Raw genomic sequence first — 16,140 nt, forward strand, 5'->3', positions numbered from 1 at the left:
CAAATAATTAGATTGACTCTTTTCCAATACTTTAAACTATAAAACTTCAAACACCTATACTTAAAACCTTGAACTTCGAAATCAAACCATTAATATCGAACCCCGAACTTTGAACTATAAACTTTAAACCCTGAACTTTAAACCCTGAACTATAAACCTAAAACATCGAACTCCAAACTTAGAAAAACCATCAACTCTAAACCCTGAACATTAAACTTCAAACTTTGAACCCCGAACTTTGAACTTAAAACTCTAAACCCTGAACTATATACATTATTTCTCCCTATAAATCACCTCCATCACCGTTTGTCCCACCGCTTTTAATGTGGCTTTGTCAATGATGTCCATATTGTCGGCGTGGGTGTGCCAATAACTCCCAAAACTGGTTGGAGAGGTCGGGTCGTGCTGAATGATATTGACACTTGGGATATTTAGATGCTTATAAACGTATACGTGATCGTCGGTTATAAGTCCACCAATTCCGAAATTAAACCAAGCACCGTATCCCAGTTCATGTGCGATGTTCCAGATGTGATCCACTAATCGTGGTGCGAAACGCAAACTGTGCTGTTCTCTGTAGAACTGTGCATCTTTGGCTCCAACCATGTCCAGCAGAATGCCAAAACGGGCGTAATAATTCCTCACATGGGGGTTTTGACCCCAATACTGGCTTCCCAGGCACCAGGTGTCTGGTTTGTATGGGACATGAAAATGATCTGGAATTCCGTAATCCTCGGCATCAAAAAAAATGATGTCGATGCCAGGATGGGTTGGGTTTTCTTGAAGATGTCTGGCTATTTCAAGCAGAACCCCTACTCCGCTACCTCCGTCGTTGGCTCCCAAAATTGGCGTGTTACGCATGGCCGGATCGGGGTCATGATCTGCAAAAGGCCTTGTATCCCAGTGCGCAAACAGCAATAACCTTTCACTCTTTTCGGGTTGAAATTGGCCAATGATGTTTCTGATGTTTAATCGTGTATTATCGAAGGCTCTCACTTCGGCTTCCTGAACGATGACCTCCGCGCCGAAACGCTCTAAGGTTTCTGCAAGATACTCAGCACAGGCTATGTGCTCAGGTGTATTTGGAACTCTGGGCCCAAAACTCACCTGCTTTTCAATAAAATAATAAGCAGAATCAGCATTGAATTCCGGAGTTATTAAATCAGGTTTTGCAATAGTTGTGGCAACAGAACGCTGCTGATTACCGGAACCCTGACCACAGGCTATGAATAGCAGTGGGATAGCCATAAAACATAAAACACTATTTTTCATCCTATAATTATTTTCTTGTTCTTAGGTACGATGTATAATCAGACATTTAGAACCGTGCGCACCTGGTGGGAACAAAGCCCTTGGCCCAAATTAATACCCTCAAAATATCTGATCAAAAGCATTCAACCTTCAGCAACCAATCAACAATCAACCCAAAACCTCAAGCTTTAAACCTCAAACTTTAAACAGTTACTTAACCTCCCAACTCGCACCCTCTTTGCCATCTTTCACTACAATTCCCATGGCAAGCAGTTCATCCCTTATTTTGTCGGCGGTAGCCCAGTCCTTATTGGCCTTTGCCTGCTGACGAATGTTCAAAACCAGATCCATTACCCCGGAAAGCGTTTCAGAGCTTTCTTCCGAAGCAGACTCCGACTTAAGACCAAGAATTTCGACAACCAATAAATCAAACTGCTTCTGCAATTGCTTAATGGCCTTTTCCGACATCTCAATTTTGCCTGCTGCAGCAGAATTAATAGCTTTAACAGCATCGAACAAATGAGCAATTAAAACAGGCGTATTCAAATCGTCGTTAAGTGCCTCATAACACTTAAGACTCCATTCTTCAACATTGAACCCATCGTTTTTACCTGGTTTGATCTTTTCAATTTGTGCCATTCCTTCCATCAGGCGTTTCAACCCTTTACCTGCTGCCTCCAGTGCTTCATTAGAGAAATCAACAGTGCTGCGGTAGTGAGCCTGTAAAATGAAAAAACGAATGGTCATTGGTGACCATGCTTGCTTCAGCAACTCATGGTTTCCGGTAAAAAACTCTTCAAGAGTAATAAAGTTTCCCAACGATTTGCCCATCTTTTGCCCGTTGATGGTAATCATGTTGTTATGCATCCAGTATTTTGCCGGACCATGTCCGTGGGCAATGACGCTTTGAGCTATTTCACATTCATGATGAGGGAAGAGCAAGTCCATTCCTCCGCCATGTATATCGAAAGTCTCACCCAGATAGCGTGCACTCATGGCTGTACACTCCAGATGCCAGCCGGGAAATCCATCACTGTATTTAGACGGCCAACGCATGATATGCGTTGGACTGGCCTTTTTCCACAAGGCAAAATCAAAACTGTTCTTTTTCTCACTCTGCCCCTCCAGTTCCCGGGTCGAACTGTACAAATCCTCTAAAACACGCCCCGACAGAATTCCGTATTTATGTTCCTGGTTATATTTCTCCACATCAAAATAAACCGAACCATTGCTCTCGTATGCATATCCCTTCTCAAGAATTTTTTCAACAATGCCCAACTGTTCAATAATATGTCCCGAGGCGCGTGGCTCAATGGACGGGCTTTTAACGTTCAGTAGCTTCATGAATTCATGGTAGCGGTCTGTATAGTACTGAACCACCTCCATGGGCTCCAGTTGTTCCAATCGGGCTTTCTTTGCAATTTTATCCTCGCCCTCATCGGCATCATTTTCCAAATGGCCAACATCTGTAATGTTTCTAACGTAACGTACTTTATAACCAAGATGATTCAGGTAACGATATAGGATGTCAAACGTAATAGCCGGCCGTGCATGACCAAGATGCGGGTCTCCATAAACTGTAGGGCCGCATACGTACAATCCCACATTTGGAGTATTTATAGGTTCGAAAAGTTCAGTTTTTCGGGATAGAGAATTGAATATTTTTAAATTTTTATGCATAACTTTATTAATGAAAATCTGATATAAGGCGCTAAGTTACAAAAAATGAAATGAAACCTGTATCAATAAGCGCCGACAAGATTTAATGTCTAACCGTTTTTTGTTCTATGCAGCATTACCAGAAAGGTAATATGTTTGATTATGCGTTGAGTCATATTGTTATCAGATGTTATCATCATTTGCGAACTCTGCCTGATTTGTGAATGTCAAATTATGTGTAAAAACTATAACATTTTGGATTGTGATTACGTAATATTTTAGGTTGTATTTTTAAACCGTAATTTTTTTATTAAACCAAAACTTTAAAGCAAGATGAAAAAACATCTACTGTTTACTGTTTCCGTGTTATTTCTTTTTATGCTCGGAAACATATTAACCAATGCGCAGTTTTCGCAAATCCCCAATCATGATTTTTCAGAATGGGAAGATAAATTTCTAATGAGTAAACCACAGGGGTGGCTTACTGAAACCTCGCCTGATGCAATTGAGACTCGCAGAAAAAGTGAGAACGCAGTTGATGGAGACTATTCCATAGAGCTTGTAACCATTCCAAATGATGAAGATGATGATGAAGATGTAATAGTTGGATTTGTGATAATGGGCAGTTTTTCGGAGGAAGGCTTAAAAGGTGAAGCTTGGGAGAATAGAGCCGATAAGCTACATTTCTCAGCGCGCCATAATATAGAAGATGGGGATGCGGCTGTGGCAATGGTGATTTTATCCAATGACGGCAATAGGATTGGAGCCGGGTTAATCGAAATTACCGGATCTTCCAATGATCAATGGGACACTTTTGAGATTCCCATTACTTTCAATGGAGGCACGACTCTGGATGCAGATGAAATTGTTGTTGGCTTTATAAGCAGTGCTATTAGCGATGTTTACCAAATAGGAGGATTTGAACCTGGGAGTTTTGTTCCGGCGGCAGGTTCCTTCTTTAATGTTGATAATGTATATCTAACTTTGGGTGATGACCCAACTCCTATTCAAATCGAAAACGGAAGTTTCGAAGACTGGGAGGATGTCTCTGTTTACGAGCCTATTGGTTGGGGTTCTTATAATTTGGAAGTATCCGATGGCCTTCTGCCTGTTACGAAGTTTGACGAAGATGGTGTATCAGGAGTTAAAATTACCAATGTAATGTCCGATTGGGGAGATCTGGTTGGAGTTCTCTTTTTGCAGGACAACGATTTTGTTAGAGGAGTTTCATACACTGCGGATGCGCCGCCTGCAATTCTTATTAGTTATAAATATGAACCAACAGGAGCACCTGAAGCAAGTCTGTTTGTTACTTTTGAAGGAATAAAAGACGGGGAAGAAGTAGAACAGGGAGGGGGTTGGTTTCCATTGGACCCGACCGCGGAATTTATTCAGAAAGGGTTTCAACTTCATGGTTTTGATCACGATTTCACACCCGAAAGACTTAGGATTAACCTATGGTTGGGAGAAAATAATGAAGGGAGTGTTCTTTATGTATCAAATCTTGAGTTTGCCGAAGTATATGATATCACATTCAGAGTAAACAATAATGACAACGGAGAACCTGTACAATGGGCAAACATCCATATTGATGGTTACCCATGGCCATGGCAAACAGGAGATGACGGCATTGCAGACATTTCTCTACCCATAGGCAGCTACAACTATTCTGTTTCGGCTATGGGATATAGCACATATACAGGAACTATTAATGTGACTGAAAATGACGATGTATTTGTTTTAATGACCCCGTTTGAGCCGGATCCGGAAGAATTGTTTATAGACATTACCGATGGGGATGCCGACAAGGTCTATTTTGAAGGAAACTGGTTCAGTGCCAATATAACACTTCCACCCACCGATCCAGCAATTCCCAACAATTCGGACCTGGTTGTTTCTGTTGTGCTGTTTACCGGGCCTGATGCATATCTGGAGGAAGGTGATGCTCCTAATATTTTTGCCGATGCACCAGCTGTTTCTCCAATTAATGAAAATACTTTTTCAATAAGTGGGGACATCGGCAACAACGATGTAACCGGTGTAATAGGATTGAAAATAACAGGAATCATGATTGACATGGGTCCGGGAGGGATGGTCGAGCAACCACTTCCCGAGCCAATTGCATTCCCCATTTTCGACACTTATGAGTATGCTTATTATTCTCAACAAGGAAGTGATCGAGGCATGGCCATTGTAGGCGTTTCAATTCCAGATGGAAATATTGTTTCACATCCTCAGTTTAGCCAGATCAATGATCTGTATAATACCGATGAAGGCATAACATTTATTCGGGAAGATCATGGAACCATCTATTTCCCATGGCTCAATATCATCGACAACAGAGATCAACTGGCACAACTAAACGATGGGCTCAACATAGCTGGCGACCCCAATGGTCAGGGCTTTTATGTAGAGGTTGATCTTAATATAGTACCATTCCTGCAATCTCATTGGGTGGATGTTGCTTTAGGGAACATTCCTGATGGGGTGAATGTGGAGGATGTATTAGTGGTTCGCACTCAATTTGGTGAAACTGGCAGTCCTGCATCTGATAAGGCAGGTAATACCGATGACTATCAACTGGAAGACGGGGTGTTTTCATTCCGAATCCATGGTGGATTCAGCAGATACTCATTGGTTCTGGAGGATGAATCAGTTCAGGCTCGCACTTTTGAAATGGAGTCCGCAACTCTTTTCCCAAATCCCTTTAACAATCAGATAACAATTTCTGTAGCCGAAGCGGTTAAGGAGATAAGGATGACCTCGGTCAACGGACAAACACTGGTTCAGGAAATCATGAACGGAAAAAACAGTGTTAACACCAGCCTCTTGCCGGCAGGTTTTTACATTGTTACAGTTATTATGGAAGACGGTAGTGTAATTAAAAAACCTATGATTAAGAAGTAGTGGTCACAGAGGCATATTGCCCTGAATCTGATTAAGTAAAATTAACCACAAAGATACCAAAGGAAATCCCTGGTGCTCTTTGTGGTTATTTTATATTTTTGCATTCGTACACGTTGAGTTTTTTCCTGATCTGCTGGATTTGAGGGGCGTTAGCCCTGAAATCTGGATGGTATGTTATACATGAACATTTTTAGTTGCGGTGAGTTTTCTTTTATGCAGAAAGATGTCAGGGGTATGCCCCTACTTTAAATGGAATCATAAGCAAGCGCATAATCAGACCAGGGATGCATATCATCTGTCTATAATTTGTATTAAGTAACCAGATAGCCTGCCGTGTGCTTTCGGGAGAACTCACCAAATAATCATTCCCTTTGTGTGAGAAATTTTTGACTTCCTGTATCCGCCGATACTCATGACTTGTTTAATGGTAAAAAAGAGTATTTTTATAGCGGAATACGGAGTGTCGATTTCTATTCTTATTATATTTTATCAAGTTCTCAATATGAAGAAACCAAACATAAAAGAGATTCGCCTGAAATATTTGAGTGTTTCCGTTTTGGTAACCCTCTTTACATTAATTCTGTTGCAAACTGCAGGATATCTGGATCAGCAAAAAATCATTTGCATACCTAATGAGTTTCTGAAAATAATCAACAGCGTCAAGCTTGTAATAGCAACCATCTTCTTTACCACATTACTGTTAAGAATCTCCATTAAACGTGTTTATAACCTTTTCGATGAGGTTGAGGAGAGCATCTTTTATTCAAAAATTTACAGCTGGACGATATACAGTATAGGAGCGTTTGTAATCTTGCACCATTTTGGGGTTTCATTGGGAAATATTACGCTGTTCATTGGGTTGTTGGCAACGGGATTGGCCTTTGCCATCAGGGATGTTCTGCTCTCGTTTTTCGGGTGGATGATACTTCTCAGAAAAAAGCCATTCAGAATTGGAGATTACATCAGAATTGGAGATGATGTGGGAAAAGTCCTGCATATAGGAACTTTCTATGTACTTTTAGATAATACGGATCATCTTCCTGAAAATTTCACAAGAATACCCAACAGAATATTTTTGGAGAAGAGCATTGTGAAACTTGGCACGAATTTGTATCACGATAAGATCACTTTTCAGCTTTCGGCCATTCCCGAAAATCATAAAGAAATTCAAAGTTTGTTGGTAAAAGATATGCAGCGTATTACAAACAAAAACGAGTTACTCTCTGTTTATATTGATGTAATTAATGAGAAACTTTTGCTGGTGGTTGAATACATGGTTGATTTTGAAAATCGGCACGAAACTAGAGATTCTTTAATAGGCTTAGTAATCAATCACTTTAAAAATAACATTCATATTCCGGTTAAATGATATTTTGATGGTTCTGTAAGTCAATATTTTAACCCGTTCATTTAAATCAGGCGGTATAACAGTCGGAAGCATGTTGTTGCGATTTTAAATAACTTTTGTTAAATTTAATTGATGACGCGGTTAAGAATTGAACTCTCAGAAAGAGCCATCAAGAGCATTGCCGGGTTAATGCTTTCAGTGGCGTTGGCCATGACCATATTCAGTCTGTTAAACAACCTGCACAGCAGTATGGTTATTGCCTTTGGCTATTTTGTGACCGTATTAGCCGTTACCATTCTCTACTTATTTATAAAAAACAGAGAGTTCTGGAGTCATGCAGTTATATTGTTAACAGGAATTTTATCAACTATTTTGTTTTTTTCGTGGGGCATAGAAGGAGCCGGGTTGCTATGGTCATTTCTATTTCCTTTTCTGGCTTTTCGTTTAAATCACTACCATGTTGGAGCTCTATATTCAGGGCTCTTATATATCGCACTCTTGGTTCTTTTTATTCTGTCACAATTCAATTTGGTGACTGCCCACTTCCCCGTCAATTATATGACCGTTTACTTCATTGTTTTACTTGTAGCCATATTGTTTCTATATTGGTACGACAGGCAACATTATATTACTAAAAAAGAACTCACCTTAAGCAATGAAAAGTACAAATCCCTTTTCAATAACCTGACACAAGGGGTCGCGTTGATCTCTCCGGAGATGAAGGTGTTGGAAATAAATAAAGTGGCTCGCGACTGGTTCCCTAATGCTGATCCTGGAAAACAACCTTTCTGTTTTAAATGTCTCGATTTTCAGGAAAGGGAAGATGTTTGTCCGGGTTGTCAAACAAAGGATGCCTTTATTAAAGGCATCCCCCAATCACTCATCAAAACAAAGAAAACATCATTGGGGGATCGATATTTTAAAGTCATTTCCAGCCCGGTTTTCGATCCTGAGGGAAATGTCTCAGCAGTAATAGAAACCCTTGAGGATATTACAGAGCAGAAAAAAAATCTGGAATCCATTAAATTAGCAGAAGAAACCTATCGAAATATCTTTTTGAACTCACAAATCGGTCTTTTTCGATCTGATCTGGAGAGCAGTATTCTTCTTGATGCAAACGAAGCATTTGCGAGGATGGCCGGATTTAAATCCCGTGAAGAATTAATAAAATCCGGATTTGTAATAGCTGAAAGATACAGAAATATTAATGATCGGGATAAACTGCTTGCAGAGTTAAGGCTTAATGGAGAAGTGAATAACCGGGAGCTTGAATTTACAAAAGTTGACGGAGTCAATATCTGGATCAGACTTTCAATTAAATTGTTGAAAGATAAAAATTGGATAGAAGGTGTTATCGAAGATATCACCAGTCAAAAATTATCTGTGGATCTTTTGAAACAGAGTGAAGAACGCCACCGTCTGCTGACAGATAACTCTACGGATGTCATCTGGACGATGGATCTCAGCGGCAAATTTACTTACGTCAGTCCGTCGGTTAAAAAGCTCAGAGGGTTTGATCCAGAAGACGTTATGCAGCAGGAGCCGGAAGAGATGCTGACTCGGCGGTCTCTCATACATTTCACTCAAGGAATCCAGTTGGTTCAGGATGCCATTAAGCGGGGAGAGGCGTTTCCGAACACCCGCGTGGAGTTGGAACAACCATGCAAAGATGGTTCCACTATTTGGACTGAAGCGACTATTTCCGGCATATATGATAAAAATAATCAGTTTATTGGAATCCTTGGGGTTTCTCGCGATATATCCGAACAGAAAAAAGCCAGAGAGGTCATCTCTTTCCAAACCAATGCACAAAAATTGGTAGCAGATATTTCTTTTGACTTCATCAGTTCAAATACCGACAACATTGATTCTAAGATAGAAAAAATGTTGCAGCAATCCGGTAATTTCTTTGGAGTTGATAGAGCATACGTGTTTTCATTAAGCAAAAAAAGAAGAACTCTATCTAACACACATGAATGGTGTGCGGATGGCATCTCTTCTGAAATGATCCATCTGCAAAATATTGATTTTGTATACCTGCCTTGGTGGTCTGATCAGATTTTGAAGGGAGAGGATGTTATTATTCACAGCCTCGATGAAATTCCGGAAGAAGCACACAGCGAGAAAGCCGAGTTCAAACGCCAAAAGATACAATCCATGATTACCGTACCCATCATATACAGAGAAAAAGTGGTGGGGATTATTGGCTATGATTCGGTAAAGAAGGAAAAGCAGTGGAATGAATATGAAGTCTCTTTAATCCACACCATCGCAAATTCTTTTGCAGATACACAATTGAAAATAAAAGCTGAACAGAGACTGATCAGCGCCAAAGAAGAGGCCATGGCTGCAAGTAAAGCCAAATCTGAGTTTTTAGCAAACATGAGCCACGAAATCCGGACTCCACTCAACGGGATTACAGGTTTCTCCGAGCTTCTTAAGAACACCCCATTATTAGGCATTCAACGGAAGTATCTGGACAACACAATCACGGCATCCAATTCCCTGCTCAGTATTATTGATGATATTCTGGACTTTTCTAAAATTGAAGCGGGGAAACTTGATCTTGAAAGCATTGAGATGGATGTCTGTGAAATCGCGCAACAGGTGGCTGACATTGTTCAATTTCAGGCTTTCGAAAAGGATCTTGAACTGATTGTAAACATTCAGCCGGGAATTCCCGAAATTATGGTTTCCGACCCTGTTCGTTTGCGGCAGGTTTTGCTAAACCTCATGAGTAATGCTGTGAAATTTACAAACCATGGCGAAATTGAACTTGCGGTTTCTTTCGAGGAGAAAGAGAACAGCAAAGGATTATATGCCTTCAAAGTTAGAGACACAGGAATTGGGATTTCGAAAGAGCAGCAAGCAAAACTTTTCAAATCTTTTTCACAGGCCGACTCTTCAACTACCAGGGAGTATGGAGGTACCGGATTGGGGTTGGTTATTTCCAGTCTGATTGTTGAGAAAATGGGAGGAAAGATAGAGTTGGTGAGCGCTCCGGATGAAGGTTCCACTTTCTACTTTTCCATTGAAACTCCATTTAAATTCAAAGAGACAACATTTTCTGGGTTTGAAAACAGAACTGTTATGTTTATTGATGATAACATAACTCTTCTGGAAACCATGGAAACCCTGATGAATTATTATGGAGTCCGTTTTTACGGTTTAACAGATCCTGGTGAAGCACTAGCAGTTCTTCACCAGAACAAACATATTGATATAGTATTTGCAGACAATCATCTAATCAACTCCTCCAACAAGGAGGTGTTTGAGAACATTTTTCATCTGTGCAAAAAGAAGCAATTAGAAGTTATTAGCCTTATCTCTGAAAAAACCAGCACTGAAGCATATGAGGAGCCCTTATGCCAAAAAATTTCCAAACCCATAAAATATCAAGATATTTTAGGCATCATATCCCACGCTGGTTTTTATAGTCCAATTTCCTCCGATAGCCCATTGAAAGGAAAGCATCACAGCCTCCTGAACAGACAGAAACCTGTTATTTTAATAGCCGAAGACATTCAAATGAACCTAGAGTTGTTAACAGCTCTTATTAAGGGTCTTATTCCCGACTCATTGATTATTGAAGCGTTAAACGGAAAAGAAGTTGTTGAGAAATCCGAAAAACATCCGGTTGACATCATTTTAATGGACATTCAGATGCCACAAATCAGCGGTATTGAAGCAACCCGCATCATTCGGTCATCTGAGAAAAATCCCAATTGTAATACTCCAATTATTGCTTTGTCTGCCGGTGTTTTAAAAGAAGATCGGATTCTTTGCTTCAAGGCCGGAATGAATGAATTCCTCCCAAAACCAGTCAATACTTCAAAACTTGAAAATACTCTAATCAGATTCCTTTTATCTGAGAAGGTGGAAGACGAAACTGAATTGGCTGATGAATTCTCAGACATCGATAAACTGGTATCGTTTAATTATAAAGAATTGCTCGAGCGCATAAATCAAAATCACTCTTTAATGCAAAGATTAATGCATTCCATTAGTTATCAACTTGGAGATTTTATTGACAAACTTGGAGACGCAGTTAGTAAAGGCAATCTTAGAGAAATTAAAGACATCGCTCACACCATTAAGGGTGTGAGCATGAATCTGAGTTTTGACAGAATGGCATTTTTAACAAAAAAGATTGAAACAATTGATGATTTAAAACTAGTATATACAGTATATAAAGAAATTGAATCGGAGTGGAATCGCATCAAAGAAATTTTTAGCGAAATGGAGTAATGTAAATCTTGATAACCGTACCCGTAATGAAACCTGTCCGCAATAACCACATTATAGAAAGTGCACCATACGCATATGCTCATCACAAAATTGTGTTGGATGAAGATGGGGTACCGGTTGATTACATCATATTGGATGTGAACCCGGCTTTTGAGAAATTGACCGGTTTTTTAAAGAGAAAGGTGATCAATAAAAAAATTACTGAAGTTTTACCTGCCATAAAAAAGGATAAATTTAACTGGATTGAGTTTTATGGTGCACTGGCCTTAACCGGTGGACAAAAGGAGTTTGATCAGTACGCTGAACCTCTAAGAAAATGGTATCGTGTTCAAGCTGTTTCTAGTGAAAGACTATATTTTTCAACGTTTTTCACAGATATCACAGATCACTATGTTCTCTCGGAAGTTTCGGCATACTTAAACGGGCAGCACAATGAGATTGAAGCCTATGATTATCTCTGTCAGAAAATGGTTCAAATATGCAGTGCGTCATATGTTGCTCTGAATAAATATGATAAATCTGGAAATTTTTACACAACTGTTGCATTTGCAGGTATTAAAAACCATATAATTAAAGGAGTTGAAATTTTAGGCTTTCAAGTAGTAAACAAGCAGTGGCCTTTTGATCCGCACCGGGAAGAACTCATCCAACATACAAAAACTACCTATTTTGATACTTTAGGCGACTTAATAGGTTTTGCTACACCGGCAAAGGCTGTCAGACTCATCGAAAAAACGTTTAAACTGGGTCAGTGTGCCGTTATTAAAGCAACCAATAAATCAGTTAAAATCGGAGATTACACACTTATTTTCAGGAAAGATGAAAAACTCACCAATCCTACACTAGCTGAAACATTGGCTGACATGACCGGGATGTTCATGCAGAGACTGGATGTGGAACAAAGTTTTAACCGGCAATTTGAGTTTCAGAAACTGATTGGTATAATTACCTCAGACTTTATAAGTTGTAATGTCTATAATTTTGAGGAAAAAATCAAAAGAATGCTTCATCTGACCGGGTCTTTTCTTGATGCAGAACACGCTTTCCTTACATTGTTTCATAAAGATATTTGTAGCAATGCTTGCAATTGGTATCCGGGAAAGGTTGATGATGAAATGGCTAAAATTATACAATTTAGGTTTAACAACTGGGTATGGTGGAAGAATCAATTTAAAAAGAAAAATTACCTGATAGTTGAGGATGTTAAACAGTTGCCCGAAGAGGCTTCTATCGAAAGAAGCTCATTTCAAAACTTTAATATTCGCTCTGTTTTATCCATTGCTATAAAGTTTCACGATCTGACAATGGGATATCTTGTCTTCTCTACTTTTTCAAGAGCTAAAATCTGGAATCCGTCTGATATCAATAATCTTTTAATCATTTCCAATTCAATTGCAGATGCACTGATAAAATCAGAAGCGGAACAACAACTTCTGGAGAGTGAGACCAGGTACAAGCAACTCTCTGAAAGCATCCCTGTTGGGATTTTCCAATGTGAGATGGAGGAACTCAAGCTTTTCAGGTTCACATATGTGAGCGATAGAATTGAGGAATTTGTCAATATCCCGGTAAACGAGGTTCTCACACGACCTGAAAAAATACTTCATCGGGTAAAATCTGGTTACAAGAAGAGGTTGCTGCTGAACTTCCTGAAATCATTCAGAGATTATTCACTATTTACTTCAACCTTTGAGATAGAGAAGAATAATGAAGTCCTTTGGATTGAAACCCGTGCTTATCCTGAAAAACAATCCAGTGGATCCATCCGCTGGAATGGGGTTTTTATTGATGTAACGGAAAAGATCATGGCTGGTAAGGTGCTGGAAAAAGCAAAACAGGAGGCGGAAGCAGCCAATAGAGCAAAGTCTGAGTTCGTGGCCAATATGAGTCATGAAATAAGAACGCCTCTGAACGGGATTATAGGGTTTACTGAGTTGCTCAAAAAAACTCCGCTATCTGCGGTTCAGCAGCGATATGTGAACAACGTTCACTTGTCAGGTCATTCATTATTGCGCATCATCAATGATATTCTGGATCTTTCGAAAATTGAATCCGGTAAATTGGATATTGAAATCATCCCCGCGAGGATTTCAGATTTATTGGAACAAAGTATAGACACTGTCCGATATCAGGCCTTGAAAAATGATATAAAACTTGTTCTGGATGTCCCCGATGACCTTCCCGCTGTTATTTTTACCGATTCAAACAGGCTAAAGCAGGTGCTTTTAAACATATTGGGAAATGCCGTTAAATTTACCAAAGCAGGTGAGGTTGAGTTAAAAGTTAGGTTTAAACCGGAGGGAAAAGAATATGGCAAGTTCTTTTTTTCTGTTCGGGATACAGGTATTGGAATCACTCCCGAACAAGGGAAAAAGCTTTTTAAAGCTTTTTCCCAGGCTGACTCCTCCATAACACGTGAATTTGGAGGAACCGGACTGGGATTGATCATATCCAATCTGATATTGGAAAAGCTTGGTAGTCAGATAGAATATGAAAGTGAGTATGGAGAAGGATCACGTTTCTTTTTCTCTCTCAAAACAAAATATGAGTTCAAAGATGAATCACTCCCAGAGCCATCTAGGATTGATTTCGGATTTGAGAAAATGAGTCATCAGGTTGGTGTCGTAGAGGAGTTGTCAGGATCACAGATTAATAAAAATCCAAGCATCCTGCTGGCTGAGGATGTGGAAATGAATATGGAACTTTTGAAAAATATGATCATGAAGATGCTTCCTGAAGCGATATTCTTTGAGGCTTTTAACGGCGAAGAAGCCGTTGATCTTTTTACGCAAAATGAGATTGATTTGGTGTTAATGGATATTCAGATGCCGGTTTTAGACGGAGTTGATGCTGCAAAGATAATTCGTGAAAAAGAAGTAGTAGGTAGCAAACAGACGCCAATTGTTGCAATTACGGCGGGTGTGCTACAGCACGAGAAGGAGCGTGCGCTGGCTGCTGGCGTTAATGATTTTCTGACAAAACCTCTTAACTCCTCCGCCATGATGGCAGTTTTTAAAAAATATCTGTCTATTACCGAAGAAGTCAAAATTGAATACCCCGGCATTTCTGATGAAATTGATAGTCACTTTAACAGGAAGGCACTTTTAGAAAGGATTAGGTACAATCAGATACTATATCAGAAAATAATCGCAAATCTGCCGGAGCAATTAAGAACTTATATCAACAGATTGTCCGAAGCAATTGAAAAGAGAGACTTGTTTGAAACCGAAACCATTAGTCACAGTCTGAAAGGACTGGCGTTAAATATGGAGTTGAACAAGATGTCTGATCTGGCAGAGAAAATTCTGACCGAAAAAGGGTTAAACGATCAGGAAAAAGTTGTAATATTAGAAGAAATTAAAAAGGAATATTCATTCATTATTCAAAAATTAAATAGTGAACCGAAAGAGTAAGATGTCATTAACCAAGCAGAATGTATAGATCCCTTCAGATAATTTTCCTATGTACAACTCTTGTCTCCAATATCGCCGGAAGTCAGGAATATCTTGTGACTTTTTCTGCATCAGGTGCCGTGGGGCATATTGATTATATTGAAGTTCAGAATTTGACCAGCAGGCAGACTGTCACAATTGATGGAACTGAGGTTCTTATTTTAACGAGTGCCGACAGATTATCAGCCGATGAGTTAGCACCGGAGTTGGTCATTACTCCGAATATGCAGGCCGGATCATGTTCTGTTGAAATGACCATAAATTATCCGGGAAACAGCTCTGTGGAAGTTTATAATGCCGGAGATATTTTAGTTGCCGAATACAGAACTTTTCTGACAAGAGGAACTCATCGTTTCAAGATTTCAGGATTAAAATCCGGCGCTCATAAAGTGGTTGTAAACACTCCTAATCATGACCACACCCATTGGGTGATGTCGTCTGCGAATCATGCCAATGGCAACGCTTCTGTCCTGTTTGTTGACAATAGCGGAAATGGTAAAACCGGGGAGCTGATTTCCGAACCGGTACCTATGCGGTTTTTGCAGGGTGAGTCGCTCTTATTTAAGGCCTTCGCCGATAATCATTCACGTATAAAAGTCGTGTCACCCGTTCAAACTACTCATCTTGATTTTAAATTCATTCCATGCATGGATTTTGATGAGAATCATTATGCCGTGGTTTCAATTGGAGATCAGGTTTGGATGGCGCAAAACCTGCGAACCACCAGCTTTAATGACGGAACTCAAATCAGACACATCCAAAACAGTTTGCTTTGGAGAGAACTTAACAGCCCGGCCTATTCATGGTATGAACACAATGAAAACTACAGCGCCACCCACGGGGCGCTTTATAACTGGTATACAGTAAGCGATTCACGACTTTGCCCCTATGGCTGGCGAATGCCTCTTGATGAAGACTGGTATCTGCTTGAAAGTTATATCGACCCTGAAATCAATAACCCTACTGCAACAGGGTGGAGGGGAGTAAACGCTGGTATGCACCTAAAATCAATCTCAGGATGGGGTGGTCATCCGGGTTCAAATATTCATGGCTTTTCTGCCACACCTGCAGGCCGAAGAAGTTTCGACGGGTCATACAATAGCTTGGGAGATTATTCTTACTGGTGGTCCATGTCGCAACAAGATGAAACATCAGCCTGGAGCCGCTATATCCTTCCCCGGTTCGAGTATCTCTATCGTGGTGCTTTTAGTAAGAATTATGGTTTTTCTGTACGGTGTATTAAGGAGTGATAATGTTTTTCAATGCGCTGTTTCC

The 16,140-nt window shown here is 39.9% G+C and carries 7 protein-coding genes; 5 read left to right on the forward strand and 2 right to left on the reverse strand.

Features of this window, described 5'->3' with window-relative positions; translation table 11 throughout:
- Positions 1–273 precede the first annotated feature (273 nt).
- Together B5X70_RS08130 and cysS are read right to left on the reverse strand one after the other, a co-directional pair.
- Positions 274–1,272, reverse strand: a complete 999-nt coding sequence (locus B5X70_RS08130) for a M28 family peptidase (protein ID WP_079557402.1) — start codon at positions 1,270–1,272, stop codon at positions 274–276.
- A gap of 189 nt (positions 1,273–1,461) precedes the next feature.
- Positions 1,462–2,931 carry a cysteine--tRNA ligase gene (gene cysS, locus B5X70_RS08135; RefSeq protein WP_079557403.1) on the reverse strand — a complete coding sequence of 490 codons (1,470 nt, stop codon included), beginning with the start codon at positions 2,929–2,931 and terminating at the stop codon, positions 1,462–1,464.
- A gap of 312 nt (positions 2,932–3,243) precedes the next feature.
- Here cysS and B5X70_RS08140 point away from each other — a divergent pair, with 312 nt between their 5' ends.
- The 5 genes from B5X70_RS08140 to B5X70_RS08160 all read left to right on the forward strand — a co-directional run bounded on the left by B5X70_RS08140 (position 3,244) and on the right by B5X70_RS08160 (position 16,115).
- Positions 3,244–5,817 carry a T9SS type A sorting domain-containing protein gene (locus B5X70_RS08140; RefSeq protein WP_079557404.1) on the forward strand — a complete coding sequence of 858 codons (2,574 nt, stop codon included), beginning with the start codon at positions 3,244–3,246 and terminating at the stop codon, positions 5,815–5,817.
- 502 nt (positions 5,818–6,319) lie between these two features.
- Positions 6,320–7,186 (forward strand): mechanosensitive ion channel domain-containing protein, encoded by an 867-nt coding sequence (locus B5X70_RS08145; RefSeq protein ID WP_157666497.1) that lies wholly within the window; start codon positions 6,320–6,322, stop codon positions 7,184–7,186.
- A gap of 111 nt (positions 7,187–7,297) precedes the next feature.
- Positions 7,298–11,413 (forward strand): PAS domain S-box protein, encoded by a 4,116-nt coding sequence (locus tag B5X70_RS08150; protein WP_079557406.1) that lies wholly within the window; start codon positions 7,298–7,300, stop codon positions 11,411–11,413.
- 26 nt (positions 11,414–11,439) lie between these two features.
- Complete coding sequence (locus B5X70_RS08155) at positions 11,440–14,826, forward strand: ATP-binding protein (RefSeq protein ID WP_079557407.1); 3,387 nt, start codon at positions 11,440–11,442, stop codon at positions 14,824–14,826.
- Positions 14,827–14,846: 20 nt separating this feature from the next.
- Positions 14,847–16,115, forward strand: coding sequence for a fibrobacter succinogenes major paralogous domain-containing protein (locus tag B5X70_RS08160; protein ID WP_079557408.1), 1,269 nt, complete (start codon positions 14,847–14,849; stop codon positions 16,113–16,115).
- The last annotated feature ends 25 nt before the right edge of the window (positions 16,116–16,140 follow it).

The sequence above is a fragment of the Alkalitalea saponilacus genome, from assembly GCF_900168165.1.
Lineage (GTDB): Bacteria > Bacteroidota > Bacteroidia > Bacteroidales > Marinilabiliaceae > Natronoflexus > Natronoflexus saponilacus.

Coding starts and splice junctions, on each gene's coding strand:
- B5X70_RS08130 (WP_079557402.1), bottom strand. CDS start 1,272: ATGAAAAATAGTGTTTTATGTTTTATGGCTATCCCACTGCTATTCATA.
- cysS (WP_079557403.1), bottom strand. CDS start 2,931: ATGCATAAAAATTTAAAAATATTCAATTCTCTATCCCGAAAAACTGAA.
- B5X70_RS08140 (WP_079557404.1), top strand. CDS start 3,244: ATGAAAAAACATCTACTGTTTACTGTTTCCGTGTTATTTCTTTTTATG.
- B5X70_RS08145 (WP_157666497.1), top strand. CDS start 6,320: ATGAAGAAACCAAACATAAAAGAGATTCGCCTGAAATATTTGAGTGTT.
- B5X70_RS08150 (WP_079557406.1), top strand. CDS start 7,298: ATGACGCGGTTAAGAATTGAACTCTCAGAAAGAGCCATCAAGAGCATT.
- B5X70_RS08155 (WP_079557407.1), top strand. CDS start 11,440: ATGAAACCTGTCCGCAATAACCACATTATAGAAAGTGCACCATACGCA.
- B5X70_RS08160 (WP_079557408.1), top strand. CDS start 14,847: ATGTATAGATCCCTTCAGATAATTTTCCTATGTACAACTCTTGTCTCC.